This is a genomic window from Shewanella maritima (assembly GCF_004295345.1).
GTDB classification, from domain to species: domain Bacteria; phylum Pseudomonadota; class Gammaproteobacteria; order Enterobacterales; family Shewanellaceae; genus Shewanella; species Shewanella maritima.
In genome coordinates, this window is the sequence record NZ_CP036200.1 from 3,684,542 (window position 1) to 3,699,596 (window position 15,055).

The 15,055-nt window shown below is 44.1% G+C and carries 13 protein-coding genes and 1 pseudogene; 12 read left to right on the top strand and 2 right to left on the bottom strand.

All coding sequences use genetic code 11. The features are described 5' to 3' along the window. The first annotated feature begins 187 nt into the window (after positions 1 to 187). On the top strand, positions 188 to 1,624 hold the full coding sequence (locus EXU30_RS15615; RefSeq protein WP_130603544.1) for an alanine/glycine:cation symporter family protein: 1,437 nt from the start codon (positions 188 to 190) through the stop codon (positions 1,622 to 1,624). A gap of 122 nt (positions 1,625 to 1,746) precedes the next feature. Next, the gene (gene yaaA, locus EXU30_RS15620; protein ID WP_130601573.1) at positions 1,747 to 2,520 is read left to right on the top strand and encodes a peroxide stress protein YaaA; all 774 of its coding nucleotides are present in this window, start codon (positions 1,747 to 1,749) and stop codon (positions 2,518 to 2,520) included. Positions 2,521 to 2,643: 123 nt separating this feature from the next. Here the strand turns inward: yaaA and EXU30_RS15625 are convergent, their stop codons facing one another. Next, entirely contained in the window at positions 2,644 to 4,089 is a 1,446-nt protein-coding gene (locus tag EXU30_RS15625; protein WP_130601575.1) for a M20/M25/M40 family metallo-hydrolase, read from the bottom strand. A 134-nt stretch (positions 4,090 to 4,223) separates the two neighbouring features. Between EXU30_RS15625 and EXU30_RS15630 the strand changes: the two genes are divergently transcribed. Then, the gene (locus EXU30_RS15630) at positions 4,224 to 4,520 is read left to right on the top strand and encodes an ArsR/SmtB family transcription factor (protein WP_130601577.1); all 297 of its coding nucleotides are present in this window, start codon (positions 4,224 to 4,226) and stop codon (positions 4,518 to 4,520) included. Positions 4,521 to 4,735: 215 nt separating this feature from the next. Here EXU30_RS15630 and rpsT read toward each other — a convergent pair whose 3' ends face one another. Beyond that, complete coding sequence (rpsT, locus tag EXU30_RS15635) at positions 4,736 to 4,999, bottom strand: 30S ribosomal protein S20 (protein ID WP_130601579.1); 264 nt, start codon at positions 4,997 to 4,999, stop codon at positions 4,736 to 4,738. 258 nt (positions 5,000 to 5,257) lie between these two features. On the opposite strand from rpsT, the gene murJ reads away from it, so the two are divergent. From murJ to EXU30_RS15680, 9 genes and pseudogenes are all read left to right on the top strand, one after another. After that, positions 5,258 to 6,817, top strand: coding sequence for a murein biosynthesis integral membrane protein MurJ (gene murJ / locus EXU30_RS15640; RefSeq protein WP_130601581.1), 1,560 nt, complete (start codon positions 5,258 to 5,260; stop codon positions 6,815 to 6,817). A gap of 75 nt (positions 6,818 to 6,892) precedes the next feature. Next, positions 6,893 to 7,828 (top strand): bifunctional riboflavin kinase/FAD synthetase, encoded by a 936-nt coding sequence (gene ribF / locus EXU30_RS15645; RefSeq protein ID WP_130601583.1) that lies wholly within the window; start codon positions 6,893 to 6,895, stop codon positions 7,826 to 7,828. A gap of 33 nt (positions 7,829 to 7,861) precedes the next feature. After that, the gene (ileS, locus tag EXU30_RS15650) at positions 7,862 to 10,681 is read left to right on the top strand and encodes an isoleucine--tRNA ligase (RefSeq protein WP_130601585.1); all 2,820 of its coding nucleotides are present in this window, start codon (positions 7,862 to 7,864) and stop codon (positions 10,679 to 10,681) included. A gap of 9 nt (positions 10,682 to 10,690) precedes the next feature. Further along, the gene (lspA, locus tag EXU30_RS15655) at positions 10,691 to 11,206 is read left to right on the top strand and encodes a signal peptidase II (RefSeq protein ID WP_130601587.1); all 516 of its coding nucleotides are present in this window, start codon (positions 10,691 to 10,693) and stop codon (positions 11,204 to 11,206) included. A 45-nt stretch (positions 11,207 to 11,251) separates the two neighbouring features. After that, positions 11,252 to 11,680 (top strand): FKBP-type peptidyl-prolyl cis-trans isomerase, encoded by a 429-nt coding sequence (fkpB, locus tag EXU30_RS15660; RefSeq protein WP_130601589.1) that lies wholly within the window; start codon positions 11,252 to 11,254, stop codon positions 11,678 to 11,680. A 45-nt stretch (positions 11,681 to 11,725) separates the two neighbouring features. After that, on the top strand, positions 11,726 to 12,685 hold the full coding sequence (ispH, locus tag EXU30_RS15665; protein WP_130601591.1) for a 4-hydroxy-3-methylbut-2-enyl diphosphate reductase: 960 nt from the start codon (positions 11,726 to 11,728) through the stop codon (positions 12,683 to 12,685). A 325-nt stretch (positions 12,686 to 13,010) separates the two neighbouring features. Next, on the top strand, positions 13,011 to 13,565 hold the full coding sequence (gene pilV / locus EXU30_RS15670; protein ID WP_341274634.1) for a type IV pilus modification protein PilV: 555 nt from the start codon (positions 13,011 to 13,013) through the stop codon (positions 13,563 to 13,565). 9 nt (positions 13,566 to 13,574) lie between these two features. Further along, positions 13,575 to 14,576: a PilW family protein gene (locus EXU30_RS15675; protein WP_242620240.1), complete on the top strand. Its 1,002-nt coding sequence runs from the start codon at positions 13,575 to 13,577 to the stop codon at positions 14,574 to 14,576. 37 nt (positions 14,577 to 14,613) lie between these two features. Beyond that, positions 14,614 to 15,055 (top strand): annotated as a pseudogene (locus EXU30_RS15680) (pilus assembly PilX family protein).

The following is a 15,055-nucleotide window of genomic DNA, read 5'->3' on the forward strand; positions in this document are numbered from 1 at the left end:
AGCGTTGGATCATACCAATGTATGTTGGTTAATTGCGCTTGGTGAGTAAATTCACACCGACTAAAGCCCAAATAATTTAGTGCAGCGCATACGTAATAAATTCAAAAATAATAAAGATAGCTTGTCACAGCCTGTGCTTTATGGGTGTGAGTAAACTATTCGAAGGAATACGTTAATCATTATGTTGATGTTAGAAACAGCAGTAAATTTTTTGAACAGCTTGCTTTGGGGTGAGTTATTGGTTTATGGCCTAGTTGGTGGTGGTTTATATTTCACTATTCGTCTTGGCTTTATTCAGCTCCTTCATTTTGGACACGGCTTAAAAGTCCTTTCTATTAGTCGCCGTCCTGGTAAACACGGTTTATCTTCATTCCAGGTTTTTTGTACAAGTATGGCTGCTCGTGTGGGTGCGGGTAACATGGCCGGTGTAGCGGTAGCGATTGGAGCTGGTGGTCCTGGTGCAGTATTTTGGATGTGGGCTATTGCCGTGCTTGGTATGGCAACGGCAATGATCGAGTCAACGTTGGCTCAGGTATACAAGGTTAAAGATGGCGAAGGCCAGTATCGTGGTGGTCCAGCTTATTATATGGAGAAGGGCCTTGGTCAACGTTGGATGGGGTCATTATTCTCTGTCTTCTTGATTATTGCTTTCGGTCTAGTTTTTAATGCTGTTCAAGCAAACACCATTACAGGAGCAATGACCCAAGTATTTGAGTTTGAGCCACTTTATGTGGGTATTGTGATTGTCATTGCCAGTGCTTTTGTCATTACTGGTGGTCTGCGTAAAGTAGCTAAAGTCTCTGAGCTTATCGTGCCGTTCATGGCAATGATTTACATTGGTATTGCACTGGTTGTGGTGCTGATGAACATTGAGAAACTACCTGATGTATTTATGCTCATCATAAACAGTGCATTTGGCTGGCAAGAAGCGGCTGCTGGTGGTGTTGCTTATACTATCGCACAAGCTATGCAGTCAGGTATTGCACGTGGCTTATTCTCCAATGAAGCGGGTATGGGTAGCGCAGCAAACGTAGCGGCAAGTGCTTCGCCAAACCCAAATCACCCAGCGTCACAAGGTTATGTGCAAATGATGGGCGTGTTCTTTGACACTATCGTTATTTGTACGGCTACTGCTGCAATTATTTTACTGTCTGGTGATGTAGCGGGCAGCGACGATGGCATTGCTAAAACCATTACCGCGCTAACTAGTCATGTTGGTGATTGGGGCGGCGCATTCATTGCATTCGCAATTCTATTGTTCTGCTTTACTTCAATTATTGCTAACTATTCGTATGCAGAAACCAACGTTATGTTCCTGTCTGGTAATAGTAAAAAGGCACTGCCAGTATTTAGATTGCTAGTGCTTGGTATGGTGATGTTTGGTGCAGTCGCTAAGATTGGTTTAGTGTGGGATTTAGCTGACGTATCGATGGGACTGATGGCTGTGGTGAATATCGTTGCGCTGATCCTACTTTCTGGTCTTGCTATCCGCGTGATTAAAGATTACCGCGAACAAGTCTCTCAAGGCTTAGAGCCTAAGTTTGACGTGACTAAGTTCCCTGAGCTTCAAGAAGAAGGTCAAGACAACGTTTGGTCTAAGATTAACGCGCAGTCAAAACCTTGAGCCCGGCGTTAGTTATTTAAAATACTAGTTAAGCTAATCTAAAAAACCATGCATTGATTGCATGGTTTTTTTATGGAATTTCAGTATCATCTAACCATTATTCATAAACGGAGTTTCCCGCCATGTTGGTATTGGTTTCACCAGCTAAAACCTTGGATTACGACAATCCAGCTATTACTGAGGCCTACACTGAGCCTAAGTTATTGGAGCACAGTCAGGCGTTGATTAATGTGTGTAAACAGTTATCTCCTGCTGATATCGCATCATTGATGAAGGTCAGCGATAAAATTGCAGCCCTTAACGTGGCGCGCTTTGGTGACTGGCAACCTGAGTTTAATCTTACTAACGCTAAGCAAGCCGTGTTTGCTTTTCGTGGTGACGTATACACAGGCTTTGACGCTGATAGCCTGAGCGATGAGCAGCAGCAATCAGCGCAAAAGCACTTGCGTATTCTTTCTGGCTTATACGGACTGTTGAAACCGCTGGATTTGATGATGCCATACCGTTTAGAAATGGGGACAAAACTGGAAAACCCACGCGGTAAGAATTTATATGCGTTTTGGGGTGAGGTTATTACCGATGAAGTGAATCAGGCATTGGCTGAGCAAGGCGATGACATATTGGTTAATCTTGCTTCAAATGAGTATTTTAAAGCAGTTAAACCAAAGCTGGTGAAAGGGCAGATTGTCACGCCTGTATTTAAAGATTGTAAGAAAGGTCAGTACAAGGTTATTAGCTTTTTCGCTAAAAAAGCCCGCGGGTTAATGGCGCGCTATATTGTGGATAATCAGCTAACCGATATTGAGCAGTTAAAGCAATTTGATGTCGACGGATACTATTACTCAAGCGAGCAATCAACTGAGTTAGAGCCTGTTTTTCTGCGTGAAGAGCGTTAGTTTCAAACTTTTAACTCTGAGTGAATTAAAAACGCCTTGTGAAGACACAAGGCGTTTTTGTTTTAGGTCGAGACAAGGTAATTGAAGTTAACTAACCAGCTTTACCCCTTAGCTGCCCGAAAATTATTTATCCTTGGCCAGAATAGGGCGCAGATCTATTTCAGATTGTGCCATGGTGTAAGCAAACTGAGCGTATACGGCAACATTTTGTGCAAGTGCGCTTGGCACGATTTTGTCTAACGTGTCGTTAGGAGTGTGGTGGTAGTCAAAGTAATCGGTACCGTCCTGACGTAATGATGCCACTGGCACGCCATAGTTAGGTAGCATAGACACATCAGGGCCGCCATAGGCTTTATTGTTACCCATTTCTACACCGACGGTTTTCATTCCATGATGTTCTGCCAACACTTGCTCAAAGACCTGAGGGTTAACTTTGACATCGAGCTGGTAAATCTTGCCGGCACCAAAATCGGATTCAGCAGCGATATAGTGTTTAGCTAACTCTTGCTCATGAGCTTTTGCGTAAGCTTTGCCACCAATCAACCCAATCTCTTCTGCAGCGTATAACACTACGCGTACGGTTCGAGCTGGTTTTTTTGGTAAATCTTGGATTAGTTTGCCTGCGGCAGTCACAATAGCGACACCCGCTCCATCATCAATTGCACCTGTACCTTCATCCCATGAATCTAGATGAGCACCAATGAGTACAATCTCATCAGGTTTACTGCTACCAGTGACTTCGGCAATCACATTGTATGAAGTCGCTGTGCCCAAGTTTTTAGACGACATATCCAACGCTAACGTAATCTTGCTATCGCGCTTTAACATGGCATTGATTAGGTCAGCATCAGGGTTAGACATGGCGGCAGCAGGAATCTTTGCAACGCCTTGTTGGTAGCGCATCACACCTGTATGTGCCATACGGTCACTGTCGGTACCGATTGAGCGGATCACAATGGCAACAGCGCCTTTTTTAGCAGCCGCCACTGCGCCTTTTGAACGTCCACCCACTGTCATGCCATAGCCCTTACCATTGCGGTGGCGCTCTGTCTTGTGGTCGATGAAGACGATTTTATCTTTAACTAAACTAGGGTCGGCAGCCTCAAGTGCAGCTAGGCTATCAAAACGAACGATTTGAGCTTCAATACCACCTTTTGGTGTGGCAACACTACCACCTAAAGCAGTAATAACTAAAGGTTGAGCAAATGGGGCTGTAATACTGGCGTTAGCATAGCCGCGCTCCCAAACAGGGACTTGCACCGCTTCTTTATAGACTTTGTCAAAACCTAGGCTATTAAGTTTATTCATCGCCCATTCTACTGCAATAAGGTCTTTGTCTGTGCCAGCTAAACGCGGGCCTACCTCTACGGTAAGTGATTCAACAAGATCATACGCTAAATTAGAATTTAGTGCTTTTTGAGCCAATTCTTGATTAACAAGCGCATTTTGCGATGTTTGGTTTGTTATTTGGCTGCTAGATGTATTGTCAGAAGTGTTACTAGGGTGTTGGCAGCCAACCGTAAGGCCTAAAAAGAGCACTGATAGGACTACAAAAGCATTGTGTTTCATGATTTTCCTTTCATTTTATTATCTAAGTCTCACTTTTTTTTACAATCTAACAAAAAGTGTGCTTCATGTCCCGACTCTATTTTTAAGGTAACGCTATATTAGGCTTGGGTTAGTTGAGGAGATAGAAGAAAGTCATGAACATAGAAAAAATGCAGCAGCAAGCAGATTCTGCCGTCGTGTTGTTAAAAGCATTAGCCAACGAGCGCAGACTGTTTATTTTGTGTCATTTATTGAACGAAGGGGAAATGTGTGTAGGTGAGATGAACAAGAAACTGGGTTTAAGCCAGTCAGCTTTGTCTCAACATTTAGCGTGGTTAAGAAAAGACGATCTCGTTTGTACTCGTAAAGAAGCGCAAACGGTTTTTTATTCCCTGAAAAGTTCCGAGGTTCGCGAGTTAATCCAAGTTTTGGATAACATGTACTGCCATTAGTATTATAAAGGAATCGTTTTTTTAAGCTAATTAACCCGCTATTAGCGCCTTGATACCTGTGGATCAGCCACAGCATATTGAGGCGTTTTTTTATGGTTGGGATATTAGCCCTATTCGTATTATTGCTTAAAACTGCTGTTGAGCAAGGTATAGGGCAAAAAACAGGCAAAAAAAAACCGACTATAAAGTCGGTTTTTTGCATTTATCAACAAAAATTAAGCAAGAGCTTTGATTTTTGCATTTAGACGCGCTTTTTGACGAGCAGCTTTATTCTTGTGAATAAGGCCTTTAGTCGCCATACGGTCAACAATTGGTTGTGCAACTGCGAACGCTTCGGTAGCCGCTTTGTGGTCACCGCTTTGGATAGCAGCGATAACTTTTTTAACGTAAGTACGTAACATAGAGCGACGGCTTGCGTTATGCTGACGACGCTTTTCAGATTGAAGCGCGCGCTTCTTTGCAGACTTGCTATTAGCCAAGGTGCAACTCCTAAAAACTGGATTTGATACTTTTAAAGGCCGAGGAATATGCCTGCTTTTAACCATTTTGTCAATGGTTATGTTGGAATAATCGTCATATCAACAAATTATTCACTCGAGCATGCTTATCTTCAACCCAACTCGTGTAAAATGTGGCGCAATTCTACCAGCTCTTGCGCTCGCGGGACAGGGTTGGAAAGCAATATTTGTCATAAATTCGATTATTTTTTGAAGCATTCGCATCATGGTGGAGGCCAATTGAGCAAAAAATTGTTTAAATCAGGGATGATAGTCAGTTCGATGACGCTGATTTCTCGGGTTCTTGGCTTGATCCGAGATGTTGTTATTGCCAACTTAATGGGAGCGGGCAGTCAAGCTGACGTATTTATTTTTGCCAATAAAATCCCTAATTTTCTGCGCAGATTGTTTGCTGAGGGCGCATTTGCGCAAGCATTTGTGCCAGTTTTAACCGAGTATCAAGAGAAACACACGGCAGAAGAAACCCGTGAGTTGCTCAGTAAAGTGGCGGGGACATTAGGGCTACTTGTTTCTATTGTGACTTTATTTGGTGTTATTGGATCGCCAATTTTGGCCGCATTATTTGGCGGTGGTTGGTTTATGGAGTGGCTTAATGATGGGCCTGAAGCCGACAAGTACCTGCAAGCGCAGTTGATGCTAAAAATCACTTTTCCCTACCTCTGGTTTATTACGTTTACCGCGCTGGCTGGCAGTATCTTAAATACCCGTGGTCGTTTTGCTGTTAGTGCTTTTACTCCTGTCTTCTTGAATATTTCAATTATTGCATTTGCCATATCGTACGCCCCTACGCTGCAGAGCCCTGAAATTGGCCTCGCCTGGGGTGTTTTTGTGGGTGGTTTAGTGCAGTTTTTGTTTCAGATTCCTTTCCTGGCGCGTGAAAAAGCACTAGTAAAGCCAAGTTGGGGCTGGAATCATCCTGGTGTTGTAAAAATTAAGACCTTAATGATCCCCGCGCTATTTGGCGTGTCGGTGTCGCAAATAAACTTATTACTCGATACTTTCATCGCCAGCTTTTTAATGTCTAGTTCGATCAGTTGGTTGTATTATTCAGACCGTTTACTTGAGTTTCCGCTGGGATTATTTGGTATTGCAATTGCCACGGTTATCTTGCCTGCGTTGTCTAAAAAACACGTAAATGCGGAAGGGGAAGCGTTTAAGCAAACGATGGATTGGGGCATTAAAGCTATTCTATTGTTGGGTGCTCCTGCGATGATGGGACTCATTGTGTTAGCTCAGCCCATGCTAATGGTGCTATTTATGCGCGGCGCGTTTACCGTTGAAGACACTCAAATGGCGTCTTACAGCCTAATGGCTTATGGCACCGGCTTATTGAGCTTTATGATGATCAAGGTATTGGCTCCTGGTTACTATTCGCGTCAAGACACCAAAACGCCGGTGCGCTATGGCATTATCGCCATGATTAGTAATATGGGCTTTAACCTTATTTTTGCCATTCCGTTTGGCTATGTTGGCTTGGCGATCGCGACATCGTTATCAGCGTTACTAAATGCTGCCATGCTTTATCGAGGTTTACATAAACTCGGTGTGTACCAAATTAACGCCTCTACATTAAAGTTTGCGCTTCAGGTTATGAGTGCAACAGCAGTAATGGTTGCAGTTATTGTTTACTATTTACCTAGCGAGCTACAGTGGCTTGATTGGGCATTTTCCCAACGGGCGTTGACTCTTGGCGCACTTATTATTGGTGGTGCGACTGTATACTTATTAAGCTTAGTCGCTTTTGGGGTAAGAATTAGGCACCTTAAGCAGGCGGTTTAATGTGCTTGTGCCTTTATGTATGGCTCGGTTTGGGTATATAATCTGCCGATTTGAAATAATTAGAATCTAGGTGTAATGGAATTAATTCGCGGCATACACAATATTTCACCATCACATCATGGTTGTGTGCTTACCATAGGTAACTTCGACGGAGTGCACCGTGGCCACGCCCAAGTGATTAAAAATTTGGTGGAAAAAGCCCAACATTTTCAATTGCCCGCGATGCTAATGACATTCGAGCCACAGCCTCGAGAGTTGTTCTTAGGTGACAAAGCGCCTGCTCGATTAAGCTTGTTGCGCGACAAAATTAGTTTGCTTGATGAATTAGGTATTGAGCGCCTAATTTGTGTGAATTTCACGCCATCGTTTGCCCAGCAGCCTGCCGATCAATTTATCGAAGATTTATTGGTAAAAAAGCTTGGAGTGAAATACCTAGTCGTCGGCGATGACTTTTGTTTTGGCAAAGGCCGCGAAGGCAACTTTGAAATGTTAGTACATGCCGGGGCCAAGTTCGGTTTTACCGTGGTGAGTACACAAAGCTTTTTAGTTGGTTCGCAGCGTGTTAGTTCAACGGCGGTGCGAGAGCAATTAGCATTAGGAAACCTTGAGCAAGCAAGGCGTTTGCTAGGTCATCCTTATATGTTAAGTGGTCGCGTGGCCCACGGGCAAAAGATTGGCCGCACCATAGGTTTTCCGACTGCTAACGTTGCGTTAAAAAGGCAAGTTGTGCCTGTTCGCGGCGTGTATGCGGTAAAGCTACGCTGGCAAGATAGCGATGAATATGAAGGTGTAGCGAATGTTGGCTACCGCCCGACAGTGCAAGGGCAGAAATGCCAATTAGAGGTTCATCTTTTTGACTTTGAAGGTGACCTTTATGGCAAGCGAGTTGAAGTTGAGTTGGTGGCGAAAATTCGCGACGAGCAACCATTTAGCTCGCTTGATGCGCTAAAAAAACAGATTTTGAATGATGCAAATGAAGCGCGCGCTTTGTTTGGCAATGATGCAAGTTGATAAATTCAGCTTTAAATTAACGGTATAGGATCAATGAGCGACTATAAACCTACTCTAAACTTGCCGGAAACAGAGTTTCCGATGCGTGGTAATTTGGCTAATCGTGAGCCAAAAATGCTAAATCGCTGGACTGAAGATGGTCTTTATCAAAAGATCCGTGACAGCCGCAGTGGTCGTGACCCGTTTATTCTTCACGACGGCCCACCTTATGCTAACGGTAGCATTCATATTGGTCACTCTGTTAATAAGATCCTTAAAGACATTATTGTTAAAGCTAAGACGATGTCTGGCTTTGATGCGCCTTATATTCCAGGCTGGGACTGCCATGGTCTACCAATTGAGCTTAAAGTTGAGCAAAAGGTTGGTAAGCCAGGTCACAAAATCTCTGCTGCTGAGTTTAGAGAAGAGTGTCGTAAGTACGCTAAGACGCAAGTTGAAGGTCAACGCGATGACTTCGTGCGTTTAGGTGTGTTAGCCGACTGGAACAAGCCTTACCTCACCATGGATTATGCAACTGAAGCCAACATTGTACGCTCACTTGCTAAGGTAATTGATAGTGGTCACCTACATAAAGGTGTAAAACCAGTTCACTGGTGTACTGACTGTGGCTCTGCGCTTGCTGAAGCTGAAGTTGAATATGAAGATAAAACCTCTCCAGCGATTGATGTTGCCTTTAATGCCGTAGAGCCACAAGCTGTTGCAGCTAAGTTTGGCGCTGAGGTGACTGGCGATATCGCTATGGTTATCTGGACCACAACTCCGTGGACTTTGCCTGCTAACCGCGCACTATCAATCAGCCCTGATTTAGATTACACCCTGGTTGAGTTTACTAAAGAAGATGAAACTAAAACGCTTATTCTAGCGCAAGTACTAGTTGAGTCTTGTCTAGAGCGTTTTGGCGCTGAGTCGCATAAAGTGCTGGGTGAAGTGAAAGGCGCTGAGCTTGAGCTAATGCGCTTTAACCATCCGTTTTATAGCTTTGACGTGCCAGCTATTTTGGGCGATCACGTAACAACAGATGCAGGTACTGGTGTGGTTCACACAGCGCCTGGTCACGGTCAAGATGACTTTGTGGTTGGCCAAAAGTACAACCTTGAAGTGGCAAACCCAGTTGGTGACAACGGTGTGTATAAGCCTGACACGGAGATCTTCGCAGGTCAGCACGTATTTAAAGCTAACAAAGCGATTGTAGAGCTGTTAGCTGAAAAAGGCGTATTGCTGCACCATGAAAACTATCGCCACAGCTACCCACATTGCTGGCGCCATAAAACACCGATTATCTTCCGCGCAACACCGCAATGGTTCATTTCTATGGACAACAATGGTTTGCGTAGCAATGCCTTATCTGAAATCGAAAAAACGCAATGGTTACCAGATTGGGGTCAAAGCCGTATTGAGAAGATGGTTGAGAATCGCCCGGACTGGTGTATCTCACGTCAGCGTACTTGGGGTGTACCGATCACCTTGTTTGTTCATCGCGAAACCGAAGAGTTACATCCTGATAGCGTCTCGCTAATGGAACGTGTTGCGCACCGTATTGAGCAGCAAGGCATTCAAGCTTGGTGGGATTTAGACGCCTCGGAATTATTAGGTGATGAAGCTGAGCAGTACCGTAAAGTGACTGACACATTAGATGTATGGTACGACTCTGGTTCGACGTTCTCATCAGTAGTTGATTCGCGTCCTGAATTTAATGGTCACGGCGTTGATTTATATCTTGAAGGTAGCGACCAACATCGCGGTTGGTTTATGTCATCATTGATGATCTCAACTGCAATGAATGGCAAAGCACCATACAAGCAAGTGCTAACTCACGGCTTTACTGTAGACGGTAAGGGCAGAAAGATGTCTAAGTCTATTGGTAACGTGATCACGCCGTTACAAGTGACTAATAAATTAGGTGCCGACATCCTACGTCTATGGGTTGCTGCGACTGATTACAGCGGTGAAATGACGGTATCTGATGAAATTCTAAACCGTAGTGCTGATGCTTATCGTCGTATTCGTAACACGGCACGTTTCTTATTGGCTAACTTGAATGGCTTTAACCCTGAAACTGATATGGTTGCGCCGCAAGATATGGTGGCACTGGATCGCTGGGTTGTGCGCCGCGCTGCTGCGCTGCAAGAAGAAATTATTGCTGCCTACGATCAGTACAATTTCCATCAAGTGACGCAAAAGTTAATGCAGTTCTGCTCGGTTGAGCTAGGTTCATTCTACCTAGACATCATTAAAGACCGTCAGTACACAGCTAAAGCAGAAGGTCATGCTCGTCGTAGTTGTCAATCTGCGCTGTACCACATTGCCGAGGCTATGGTGCGCTGGATGACGCCAATCTTGAGCTTCACAGCTGATGAAGTGTGGCAGTTACTTCCAGGTGAGCGCGGTGAGTATGTGTTTACTGAAGAATGGTACCAAGGTTTAGAGTCGGTCACTGTTGAAAACGATTTAAGTGACGAATATTGGCAGCAACTACTGACTGTACGTACTGAAGTAAACAAGGTGATTGAGCAAGCTCGTCGTGATAAGCGCATTGGTGGTTCACTCGAAGCTAACGTAACGCTTTACGCTGATGCTGAGTTAAAACAAGCGTTAGCTAAAGTGGGCGACGAGTTGCGTTTTGTATTGCTAACTTCAGGCGTGACGGTGGTTGACTTAGACCAAGCTGGTGCAGACGCAGTTGAAACTGAGTTAGCAAACCTTAAGCTTGCTGTGGCCAAGAGCGAAGCACACAAATGTGAACGCTGCTGGCATTACCGCGATGAAGTCGGTTCAATCGAAGCGCATCCAACACTATGTCAACGCTGTGTAACCAATATCGAAGGTGACGGCGAGAAGCGTGACTTTGCATAAGGACTAACAATGCCTCTTAAGTTAATGGAAAGTGGCATTCGTTGGTACTGGGTAGCTGTATTAGCCTTTGTGGCTGATCAGCTATCAAAGCAATGGGTGTTAGCAAATTTCGAGCTGTACGAGCGTGTACAGCTTCTACCTTTTTTTAACTTTACCTACGTACAAAATCCAGGTGCAGCATTTAGCTTTTTAAGTGAAGCGGGTGGCTGGCAGCGTTGGTTTTTTGCCATTATCGCGATTGGTTTTAGCGTGGTATTGACTTACTGGCTGCGTAAGCAACCAGCCAGTATGTGGCGCGCTAATTTGGCATACACCCTTATTATTGGTGGCGCCTTAGGTAATTTAGTTGATCGCTTGATGCATGGTTTTGTGGTCGACTTCTTAGATTTTTACTGGAATACCAGTCATTTCCCTGCATTTAATATTGCGGACTCTGCTATTTTCGTTGGTGCAGTACTCATCATCTGGGAATCATTCAGCGCTGAAAATCAAGACTCCGGTAACGAAAAAGCCAAAAAAAGCTAGCCGAGTAAAATAGCTAAACAACAAGAATAACAAGTGAGTGATAGTATGTCTGAAGTCTCTGCCATTGTTTGTCATATGAATATCAAGCTAGAAGACGGCTCGACCGCTGATAGCACTCAGGCTTCAGGTAAGCCAGCTAAGTTAAACTTAGGCGATCAGAGTTTGAGCCCAGCTTTTGAAGCCCAGATTAAAGCGCTAAAAGCAGGAGACAAGCATACCTTTACGCTTGAGCCTATTGATGCCTTTGGTGAGTCGAACCCGGATGCTATTCATCACTTAGACCGTAGCCGTTTCCCTGCCGATATGAAACTGGAAGAGGGCGTGATTGTCAGTTTCGCAGGGCCTGGCGGCAGCGAAATTCCGGGTATCGTTAGAAACCTTGCTGGTGACTCGGTGACAGTTGACTTAAATCATCCGCTAGCGGGTCACAAGGTAACTTTTGAGCTTGACGTGGTTGAAGTATTAACCCAATAGGAATTGAACCAAGACGACTAGCGGTAAGCTAGTAGGACTAACCATATGTTAAAAGTAGATCCAACTTCTCCAGAGTTAAATATCTTATTGGCTAACCCACGTGGTTTTTGCGCTGGTGTTGATCGCGCCATTAGCATCGTTGAGCGTGCACTCGAGTTATTTGAACCGCCAATCTATGTACGTCACGAGGTGGTGCACAACCGTTATGTGGTTGAAAACTTAAAGCAACGTGGTGCAATTTTCGTTGATGAACTGCACCAGGTACCAGATGACTGCATTGTTATTTTCAGTGCCCATGGTGTGTCTCAAGCCGTACGTAAGGAAGCAAAAGATCGCGGCTTAAAGGTATTTGATGCAACCTGCCCATTAGTGACTAAAGTACATTTACAAGTCACTCGAGCCAGCCGTAAGGGCATTGAGTGCATTTTGATTGGTCACGAAGGTCACCCAGAAGTCGAAGGTACCATGGGTCAATATGACAATAAAAATGGTGGCGTGTACTTAGTAGAGTCTCCTGAAGATGTGGCTGCATTAAAAGTTAACGACCCTGATAACCTATGCTTTGTGACTCAAACTACACTGTCAGTGGATGACACCCTTGATATCATTGCTGCACTGCAACAGAAGTTCCCAAGTATTGAAGGCCCGCGCAAAGATGATATTTGCTACGCGACGCAAAACCGTCAAGATGCGGTACGTAACATGTCGAGCGATGTTGACTTAATGGTCGTAGTTGGCTCAAAGAACAGTTCGAACTCAAACCGTTTACGTGAACTCGCTGAAAAGCAAAATGTACAAGCTTATCTAGTCGATAACGCTGATGATGTTGATGTGAATTGGTTTAATGATGTTAAGCGCGTTGCCGTTACCGCTGGTGCCTCTGCTCCTGAAGTGTTGGTTCAACAGGTAGTGGAAGCCATTGCTAAACTCGCCCCAAGTGCAGTCACTGAAGTTGAGGGTCGTAAAGAGGATACAGTATTCGCCGTACCTGCAGAGCTAAGATAAACAACAGCTTATATAGCTCCCACCTTTTCATCGATGTTGTGAGCGAGAGAAAACGCTGTGCTGTATCCCTGAAAACCTAAAGCCTAGCTTTAGGTTTTTGTTTATCTGACGATATAAACTTAATAGATATAGGTGTAATAACACTTGTGTAGTCAGTCTTTCGATTGAATATATCAAATATGTTTAATATACAATTTTGATACTAGATGAGATTAGCCAGTTCGGTTATGATGGTTAATTAATCGTAATTAGCTAAGTTTAAGATTTATAAAGGTAAACGTCGATTAGCAAGGTCAAAAAACTGACAAATTATGGAGGATTGACGTTGAGGTCAGTTAAGCAAAAAGGTTTCTCGTTGATTGAAGTAATGGTTTCCCTGGTCATTCTGGTGATTGGGTTAATTGGTATTTTTAATCTTCATATTGTCTCCAAGCAAGGTAGTTTTGAGTCGTTCCAACAGACTCAGGCGTCTTATTATGCCAATGACATTATTAACCGCATGCGCTTAAACGTGGCTGAATTGGCGAACTACGGTAGTGCTTCAGGTACTAGCTACACAGGGCAGTCATTAGTGACTCCGGGAAAAATGTGCGACGAAGGTGCAGTGTGTACTGCGATTGAAATGCGCGAATGGGATCTATTTGACTGGCAAAAACTATTTATTGGTGATGCAGAAATGTCGGGCGGCTCAGGAGTTGGTGGTTTACCTGACCCAACCGCTTGCGTATACGTAGAGGGTAATAATGTAACCGTAGTGATGACCTGGGCAAGCGTACGTAAATTTAACTCAAGTCAGCAGGGGCAAACTGACTACGTGAAAAACTGTGGTGGTTCGAATAACAAGAAACGAACCTATGAAATTCAAACGGCAATCTTTTAGGCAATGACTATGACAAAGTTAATACATCAACGAGGCATGTCATTAGTAGAGTTAATGGTCGCGATGGTCATCAGCTTATTTTTGTCTGCCGGCCTATTTACCATGTTTAACATGTCATCGTCTAATGTGACTACGACAAGTCAGTTTAATCAACTTCAAGAAAATGGCCGTATCGCGCTGACATTGATGGAACGTGATATCAACCAATTGGGCTTTTTCGGCGATCTAACTGGCACAGAGATGATCCTCAATACCAATACTACCAACAGTGCCACTGCGGTAACTTCTGATTGTGTAGGTGGCGGCGTCAACAATGAGACCTTTCCTGAAAATGTTCCTGCTCACTTTCGCAGACTTTGGGGCTTTGAGTATAAAACTACGGTCGAGATAAACTGTAACTCTGCGTTAACGCCGGATAAAGGCACAGACATTATTCAAGTTAAGCGCTTGATGGGACCATCACTCGCTGCTGCTGATTTAGAATCAAACCGATATTACGCTTCGGTGACTTCCAACGAAATTGAATTTTTTAATGGTAGCGCCACGCCTCCTACCAAACTAAATAGCCGTTTGTGGGAGTATCAGCATCATGTTTATTTTGTTGAAACTGACAATAATATCCCTGTGCTTAAACGCCGCAGCTTAAACATCTCGAATGGTATGAGCAATGAAGAACAGTTAGTTGAGGGTATCGAAAATTTACGCTTTATGTATGGTTTTGATAATGATGGTGATTCAACACCGGATGTGTTTTTACCTGCTGAAGATGTATCCACGTTTATGTGGGACAACCAGGGTTTTCAACGCTTAGTCGCCGTAAAAATATTCGTGTTAGTGAGATCAGTTCAACCAGACCGCACATATAGTAATGATGTTACTTATACTTTAGGTGACAAAGAGATCAGTGGTGCTTCAAGTGCTAATAGCTCAGACCCAAATTATGAGCACTATCGTCGACGTGTGATGTCGACCACGGTGGTACTAGAAAACCCCGTATTAATAAGAACCTAAACAAAATAAGGGTCTGCAAATGAAGAATTTGAGTTCAATAAGGCATCAGCAAGGATTAGTGTTGTTTTTCTCGCTTATTGTGCTGATTTTAATGACGATTATAGGGGTTGCACTTGCTGTCAACTCTTCTCAGTCGCTGCGAATGGCTGGTGCCCGGCGGTGACAGGGTGGCGGCAACAATGCAAGCGCAGGGTGGCTTGAGTACTGTGATTGATAAAAGTGACTTTTATCAGTTCAGTACCACAAATACAGCAGTGCAGAACGTGAGCGAGATGGACGGCTCGCAGACAATTTCATTAATGCCTTTAAACGACCCAGGTATTGAGGTGAGTTGTCAACGCAGTGAGAAGGCAAGCGCTGCAAACTTAATTGGCTGTCGAAGGATCGAGGTCAGCAGCACGGTCGAATTTGGCCGAGGTGGTTATGGTGAGCTCACCGTAACATCAGGTATTGAGCAAGAAGTGCTCAAAGGGAGTTAG